Raw genomic sequence first — 8,170 nt, forward strand, 5'->3', positions numbered from 1 at the left:
GGACGCGTCGATGGGCGGGCGGTGTTTATGCTGTCTGAAACATCTTGTGTCTTATATAAGACCTGATTTATCGGAATTGCGCCAAACTGCTGCCGGTGCACGTTTATAATAAGCGGTCGTCTAAAGAGGTCCGGGTGCAATCCCGCAATTGGGGGCGTACTCCGGTCGGTTCAAGCGTCGGCCTGGCTTCGCGCCATATAGAGATAATCCGGGAGAAATGCATGACAGACAAGAGTTCGACGATCATCTACACGCTCACCGATGAGGCGCCCCTGCTGGCGACCTATTCGCTGCTGCCGATCATCGAGACGTTCACGGCGCCGGCCGGTGTGACGATCCAGAAGACCGACATCTCGGTCGCGGCCCGCGTGCTGGCTGAATTCTCGGATTGCCTGACCGACGCTCAGAAGGTCCCGGACAACCTCGCCGAACTCGGCCGCCTGACCCAGGATCCGGACACCAACATCATCAAGCTCCCGAACATCAGCGCCTCCGTTGCGCAGCTGATCGCCTGCATCAAGGAGCTCCAGTCGAAGGGCTACGCGATCCCCGACTACCCGGAGAACCCGACGACCGAGGAAGAAAAGGCGCTGAAGGTTCGTTTCGGCAAGTGCCTCGGCTCCGCCGTGAACCCGGTGCTGCGCGAAGGCAATTCCGATCGTCGCGCGCCTGCGGCAGTCAAGAACTACGCGAAGAAGCACCCGCATTCGATGGGCGAGTGGAAGCAGTGGTCGCAGACCCACGTCTCGCACATGGAGCACGGCGACTTCTACCACGGCGAAAAGTCGATGACGCTGGACCGCGCGCGCAACGTGAAGATGGAACTCGTCACGAAGAGCGGCAAGAACATCGTGCTGAAGCCGAAGGTCGCGCTGCTCGACGGCGAGATCATCGATTCGATGTTCATGAGCAAGAAGGCGCTGTACGAGTTCTACGAGAAGCAGCTCGACGACTGCCGCGAAGCCGGCATCCTGTTCTCGCTGCACGTGAAGGCGACGATGATGAAGGTGTCGCACCCCATCGTCTTCGGCCACTGCGTGAAGATCTACTACAAGGAAGCCTTCGAGAAGCACGGCAAGCTGTTCGACCAGCTGGGCATCAATGTCAACAACGGCATGGCCACGCTGTACGAGAAGATTGCGACGCTGCCGGAATCGCAGCGCGACGAGATCATCCGCGACCTGCACGCCTGCCAGGAACACCGTCCGCGTCTGGCGATGGTCGACTCGGCCAAGGGCATCACCAACTTCCATTCGCCCAACGACATCATCGTCGACGCTTCCATGCCCGCCATGATCCGCTCCGGCGGCAAGATGTGGGGCGCCGACGGCAAGCAGTACGACAGCAAGTGCGTAATGCCGGAATCGACCTTCGCTCGCATCTACCAGGAGATGATCAGCTTCTGCAAGTGGCACGGCAACTTCGACCCGGCGACGATGGGCACGGTGCCGAACGTAGGCCTGATGGCGCAACAGGCCGAGGAGTACGGCTCGCACGACAAGACCTACGAGATTCCGGAAGACGGCGTCGCGAACATCACCGACCTCGACACCGGTGAAGTGCTGATGTCGCAGAACGTGGAAGAGGGCGACATCTGGCGCATGTGCCAGGTCAAGGACGCGCCGATCCGCGACTGGGTCAAGCTCGCCGTGACGCGCGCGCGCAACTCGGGCATGCCGGCGATCTTCTGGCTCGACCCGTACCGCCCGCACGAGAACGAACTGATCAAGAAGGTGCAGAAGTACCTGAAGGATCACGACACGAACGGCCTCGACATCCAGATCATGTCGCAGGTGCGCGCGATGCGCTTCACGCTGGAGCGGGTCGCTCGCGGTCTCGATACGATCTCGGTGACCGGCAACATCCTGCGCGACTACCTGACCGACCTGTTCCCGATCATGGAACTGGGCACCAGCGCGAAGATGCTGTCCATCGTCCCGCTGATGGCCGGCGGTGGCATGTACGAGACGGGCGCGGGCGGTTCGGCGCCCAAGCACGTGCAGCAGCTGGTCGAGGAAAACCACCTGCGCTGGGATTCGCTCGGCGAATTCCTCGCGCTCGCGGTGTCGCTCGAGGAGATGAGCTTCAAGACCGGCAACGCCAAGGCCAGGTTGCTGGCGAAGACACTGGACCAGGCGACCGGCAAGCTGCTCGACAACGACAAGTCGCCGTCGCGCCGTACCGGCCAGCTCGACAACCGCGGCAGCCACTTCTACCTCGCGCTGTACTGGGCCGAAGCGCTGGCCGCGCAGGATGAGGATGCCGATCTGAAGGCCCGTTTCGCGCCGCTTGCCAAGACGCTGGCCGAGAACGAGCAGAAGGTCGTCGCGGAACTCAGCGCCGTGCAGGGCAAGCCGGTCGATATCGGTGGTTACTACTATGCCGATCCGGTCAAGACCGAGGCGGTAATGCGGCCGAGCGCGACGCTCAACGCGGTGCTTGCTGCAGTGAATGCCTGACGGCGAGTTGCGCCGGCCCTGCCCTTGAGCCGGGCGGAGCCGACAATCCCAGAAAGCCAGCGCTATGCGCTGGCTTTTTTTTGTCGGCGGATTTTCCCGGGGAGCCCCGTAGCGGCGGTACAACGCGCGTCGGATCGTTCGTCCTGCATTTTTGAGCCATAATCGCAAGCTGGATTGGGGAGATGTCATCCGCCTTGCATGATCCTGTCACGACCTGCATGCGCGATGGTCCCCCAGCTGCAAGCCAAGGGTTTTCAGCGACGAGCTGAATCGAGCGAGACATATCCACATGAAGAGGGAGTAGGCATGAGCACATCCAAGATCAAGGTTCCCGCAGGCGGCCAGAAGATCGTTGCCGGCCAGGCAATTCCCGATCAACCGATCATCCCGTTCATCGAGGGCGACGGCATCGGTGTCGATATCACCCCCGTGATGATCAAGGTCATCGACGCGGCGGTCGCGAAGGCATACGGCGGCAAGAAGAAGATCCACTGGATGGAGGTGTACGCGGGCGAGAAATCGACCCAGCTGTACGGTCCGGACGAGTGGCTGCCGAAGGAGACCTTCGACGCGCTGAAGGAGTTCTCGGTATCGATCAAGGGGCCGATGACCACCCCCGTCGGCGGCGGCATCCGTTCGCTGAACGTCGCGCTGCGCCAGGAACTGGACCTGTACCAGTGCGTGCGTCCGGTGCGCTACTTCAAGGGCGTGCCCTCGCCGCTGAAGAATCCGGAACTGACCGACATGGTCATCTACCGCGAGAACACTGAGGACATCTACGCCGGCATCGAGTGGGCATCCGGCTCGGAGCAGGTGAAAAAGGTCATCTCCTTCCTGCAGAACGAGATGGGCGTGAAGAAGATCCGCTTCCCCGAGACTTCCGGTATCGGCATCAAGCCGGTGTCGGTGGAAGGCACGACGCGACTGGTGCGCGCGGCGATCCGGTACGCGATCGACAACGACCGCAAGTCGGTGACCCTGGTGCACAAGGGCAACATCATGAAGTTCACGGAAGGTCTGTTCCGTGACACCGGCTACAAGGTCGCGCAGGAAGAGTTCGGCGCGCAGCCGATCGACGGCGGCCCGTGGTGCAAGTTCAAGAACCCGAAGACCGGCCGCGAGATCGTCATCAAGGACGCGATCGCCGACGCTTTCCTGCAGCAGATCCTGCTGCGTCCGGCCGAATACGACGTGATCGCGACGACCAACCTGAACGGCGATTACATCTCGGACGCCCTGGCCGCGCAGGTCGGCGGCATCGGCATCGCGCCGGGGGCGAACATCTCGGACCAGTACGCGTGCTTCGAGGCGACCCACGGCACGGCACCGAAGTATGCCGGGCTGGACAAGGTCAACCCCGGCTCGCTGATCCTGTCGGCCGAGATGATGCTGCGCCACCTCGACTGGAAGGAAGCCGCGGATCTCGTCATCAAGGGCATGGAAGCGGCGATCGGCGACAAGGTCGTGACCTACGACTTTGCGCGCCTGATGGAGGGCGCGCAGGAAGTGTCGTGCTCGGCCTTTGGTGATGCGATGATCGCGCGCATGTAAGACGACGCCCAGGTGCCCCGCGCGGGGCACTCAGACGGAAAACCCGCCCTCTCGTCGAGTCGGCGGGTTTTTTGTTGATCCTTGTGTCGATCTCAGCGCTTTTCGCCGATCTGGTACTTGCGGTCGAGGTAGTTCATCGCCAGCACGTAGATCCCGATCAGGATGACGAAGGTGATCTGCGAGCCCTGGGCGAAGATGTAGAAGCCGAGCGGGAAGCTCATGAACGAGAAGCGGTTGAGCTCGTCGGCGTAGTAGCCGGCGACGAAGCTGACGAGAAACCACACCGACAGCAGCGAGAAGGTCAGCAGCAGATTGCTGCGCCAATACGCCCGGTGCTGTTCGGTGAGTTTCATCGTGCTTCCGCGTCGGTCTTACTGGCCGCTGCCGTGGCCGGTCCAGGACTTGGCGAGACGCTGCTGCACGTCCTGCGGCGCGGGCTCGTAGCCGGCTGCGGTGATCGAGAACTCGCTCTCGCCGGCGCAGATGGCCTTCAGTCGCGCCTCGAAGCCTTCCATCTCCGCCAGCGGCAGGACTGCGGTGAGCAGCATGACGCCGCTCGCCGGGCTTTCCGTCGTGGTCAGATGACCGCGTCGACCTGCAAATTCGGCGCTGACTTCGCCAAAGTGGCTGTCGGCGATCTTCACCGTGACGCTGACGAGCGGTTCCAGCACCACGGGGCGAGCGCCGAGCAGCGCCTCGAGCGTCGCGTGCCGGCCCGCGGTGACGAAGGACACCTCGTTCGAGTCCACGGCGTGCGCCTTGCCGTCGACCAGCACGACCCTGACGTCCTGTACCGGGAAGCCGGCGAGCGCCCCTTCGGCCAGCGCCTGGCGTACGCCCTTCTCGACGGCGGGCAGGAAGTTGGTCGGGATCGCGCCGCCCTTGACCTCGTTGCCGAGTTCGACGCCCGAACCGCGCGGCAGCGATTCGACGCGCAGCGCGACTTCGCCGAACTGGCCGGCGCCGCCGCTCTGCTTCTTGTGTCGGTAGCGCGCCTCGGCCGTGCCGTTGACAGTCTCGCGGTAGGGTACGGAAGGTGTCGCGGTGTCGAACTGCAGGTTCCAGCGCGTGCGCAGCTGTTCGAGGATGATCTTCAGGTGCAGTTCGCCGAGGCCGCGCACGACGGTCTGGCGGGCCTGATGGTCGAAGCCCACTTCGAGGCAGGGGTCCTCGTCGAACAGGCGTGCGAGCGCTTCGGCGAGCTTCTGTTCGTCGCCGTGCTTCTGCGGGATCAGTGCGAGGCCGAACACCGGTTGCGGGTAGCTGGCGGGTGCGAGGTGGTAGTTGTCCTCGTCGTGCGAGTCGTGCAGCACGGCGTCGGGGTGGATGTCGTCGACGCGTGCGACGGCGCAAATGTCGCCGGGCACGCCCAGCGGCGTCTCGGCCTGGTTCTTGCCCTGCAGGCGCAGCAGGTGCGAGACCTTGAAGGGCTTGCGGCTGTCGCCGATGTAGAGCTGGGTGTTGGGGCTGATGCGCCCCTGGTGGATGCGGAACAGGCCCAGCTTGCCGCGGTAGGGGTCGTTGGCAACCTGGAACACGTGCGCGATGACGTGGCGTTCGGGATCGGCGACGACCTCGACTGCCTGCGCGGCGGCGCCTTCGCCCTTGAGGAAGCGGGGCGGGTTGCCCTCGGTCGGGTCGGGCATGAGGCGGCCGAGGATGTCGAGCAGTTCCTTCACCCCGGCGCCGGTGCGCGCGGAGACGAAGCACACCGGGATCAGGTGGCCTTCGCGCAGGGCTTGCTCGAAGGGGGTGTGGAGCTGCTCGGGGTCGAGCGATTCGCCCTGTTCGAGATAGCTCGCCATCAGGGCCTCGTCGAGTTCGACGACCTGGTCGACGATGCTGTCGTGTGCGGCGGAGACCGAGGAGAAAGCAGGCTCGCGGTTGGCGTCGGGGTCGAAGAAGCAGTCGATCACCGAATCGCCGCTCGCGGATGGCAGGTTGATCGGCAGGCACTCGCGACCGAAGGTCGCGCACAGGTCGTCCAGCAGGGCCGCGAGCGTTGCCGGCGTGGCGGCGTCGATCTTCGACACGATGACCAGGCGGCACTTGTCGTGCGCGGCCTCCATCATGCGGCGAGTGCCGCTTTCGATGCCGGCCTGGGCGCTCACCACGACCGCGGCGGTCTCGACCGCGGGCAGCGCGCTCAGGGCGCGGCCGGCGAGGTCGGGCAGTCCCGGGGTGTCGAGGAGATTGACCCAGTGCCCCGCCCATTCGAGGTGCGCGAGCGAGGTCGACAGCGAATGCCCCATCGCCTTTTCCTGGGGATCGAAATCGCTGACCGTATCACCGCGCTCGATCGTGCCGGCGGCGCCGATGGTGCCCGAGGCGACGAGCAGGGCCTCGAGCAGGGTGGTCTTGCCGCAACCGGCATGGCCGAGCAATGCAAGGTTGCGGATGTCGTGAACCGAAGCAGGTGTCATGGACTTGTCCTCACGTGGCCTTTGTCTCGCAGTTTCCCCCTCTCTCCGCGGCTGTGCAACGGTTTCGCGCCTATGCTCATGCGCTGCGCAGCCCGAGCAGGCGGGTGACGGCGATCGCCAGCAGCGGCAGCGCGAGGCCCAGTACGAGGACCGTCACGAGGAGCTGGCCGAGTTGGGAGTAATCCGCCGGCACCGTGACCGCTGCGGTCGCGGCGTCGCGCACTTCGCGGGTGACCGTGTAGATGCCGTTGAGGTACTTCGTGCCGAGCTGGGAGGCCGACAGGGCGAGGTTCGTGAACGAGGCCATCACCGCGAAGAAGGTCGCCTTGAGGTGTGCCGGGGCGGAGTTCGCGATCCACGCGAGCATCGGCACCATCGACACCTGTCCGAGCGGCGATTCGAGGGCGGTGTTGGCGATGGCGATGAAGCGCGCGTCGACGAATCCGCCCGTCGCGGCAGCGGTCCATTCGTGCAGGCCGTGGAACATGCCGAGGATGGGCAGCGACAGCAGCGTGCTGGCGAGGGTCAGGAAGATCACGATGTGCGCGATCGACTTTTCTGCCATGAAGCGGCGGAAGAGGAAGAGCCCTGCGAGCGTGAGGGTGCTGGTGATGAGGTCCAGCCGCGACAGGAAGCTCTGGTCGAAGCCGAGCTCGTCGATCATCCACCAGCTCGCCCCGGCGCCGGGACCGGGCATGGCGCGGAAGACGAAGATCACGATGACGGTGCCGAGCAGGGTGCGGCGGGCGTCGTCGGACAGTTCGCGCACCAAGCGGTAGATCATCACGCCGATGATCGTGAACGAGGCGGCGAAGATCAGTTCCTGGCCGTAGCCGAGGCCGGACAGGCCGACCGCGAGGGTGAGCGCGACGAAGGCGGCGCTGCCGCCGAGGATCCACCAGTTGGGGGCGGTGGGCTGCTCGGGTGCGTGGACGAGGCGGTCGATTTCCTCCGCGCTATGCCCGAGGCCGGCGAGGCGCCGGGCTTCGCGGCGCTTGAGCAGGCCTGCGAGCAGCACGCCGCTCACGGACAGCAGCGGGATGACCAGCGCGAGCTCGTAGATGCGTACGTAGATCGCGACCTTGTCCGCTTCCGGCAGCGCTTCGCTGCCCTGGAACATCGCGACGTTGGCCAGCGACACGAGCACGGTGCCGCCGATGATCGCGACGCGGCCGAGCATCTGCATCGTGGTGTGCATCAGGCGCACGGATTCGGCCGGGAAGGGGCGGCCGTCCTCGCCGATGCGCGGCACGGCTTCGACCGTCATCGCGTCGGCGACGGCGTCCTGCATCACGTAGCCGATCGGCGCAAGCAGGGTCGACAGGACGAACCAGGCCTCCGCCGACATGACCTCGCGCATTGCGGCGGGGTTGCCGATCAGGCCGATCATGATGATCAGGCTGGCGGCGATGAGCGAGGCGCCGAGATAGACCAGCCCGGCCTTGTGCCGCCACAGCAGGTCGACGAGATGGCCGATGGGCATCTTGAGCGCCCACGGGATGCCCGCCCAGAATCCCAGTGCGGCAAGGAAGGAGGCCGACAGGCCGAGGTAGTCCTTGACGAAGAAGGTGCCGACGATGCCGGTGAGGCCGGAGACCCCTGCGGCGACATAGACCATCAGCGGCGGCAGGTAGGACAGGCGCATCTCGCGGCCGAGTTCGAGGATGGTGCGGTCGAACCAGCGAAGCAGGGCAGTCATCGGGGGCGGATTCCGTTGGGACTTGGTCGGGGTAAGGG

General features: G+C 64.8%; 5 protein-coding genes. 2 read left to right on the forward strand and 3 right to left on the reverse strand.

Annotation, left to right across the window (positions count from 1 at the left end):
* The first annotated feature begins 221 nt into the window (after positions 1-221).
* On the forward strand, positions 222-2,459 hold the full coding sequence (locus GPA27_RS05810) for an NADP-dependent isocitrate dehydrogenase (protein ID WP_169138472.1): 2,238 nt from the start codon (positions 222-224) through the stop codon (positions 2,457-2,459).
* Positions 2,460-2,765: 306 nt separating this feature from the next.
* A complete protein-coding gene (gene icd / locus GPA27_RS05815; protein ID WP_169138474.1) occupies positions 2,766-4,010 on the forward strand; it encodes an NADP-dependent isocitrate dehydrogenase in 1,245 nt (414 codons plus the stop codon).
* A gap of 92 nt (positions 4,011-4,102) precedes the next feature.
* Here icd and GPA27_RS05820 read toward each other — a convergent pair whose 3' ends face one another.
* The 3 genes from GPA27_RS05820 to GPA27_RS05830 all read right to left on the reverse strand — a co-directional run bounded on the left by GPA27_RS05820 (position 4,103) and on the right by GPA27_RS05830 (position 8,132).
* A complete protein-coding gene (locus GPA27_RS05820) occupies positions 4,103-4,363 on the reverse strand; it encodes a DUF4212 domain-containing protein (protein WP_169138476.1) in 261 nt (86 codons plus the stop codon).
* Between the two features lie 18 nt (positions 4,364-4,381).
* A complete protein-coding gene (fusA, locus tag GPA27_RS05825; RefSeq protein WP_169138478.1) occupies positions 4,382-6,433 on the reverse strand; it encodes an elongation factor G in 2,052 nt (683 codons plus the stop codon).
* Between the two features lie 76 nt (positions 6,434-6,509).
* On the reverse strand, positions 6,510-8,132 hold the full coding sequence (locus GPA27_RS05830; protein ID WP_169138480.1) for an MFS transporter: 1,623 nt from the start codon (positions 8,130-8,132) through the stop codon (positions 6,510-6,512).
* Positions 8,133-8,170: the final 38 nt, after the last annotated feature.

Source organism: Aromatoleum toluolicum, assembly GCF_012911005.2.
GTDB classification, from domain to species: domain Bacteria; phylum Pseudomonadota; class Gammaproteobacteria; order Burkholderiales; family Rhodocyclaceae; genus Aromatoleum; species Aromatoleum toluolicum.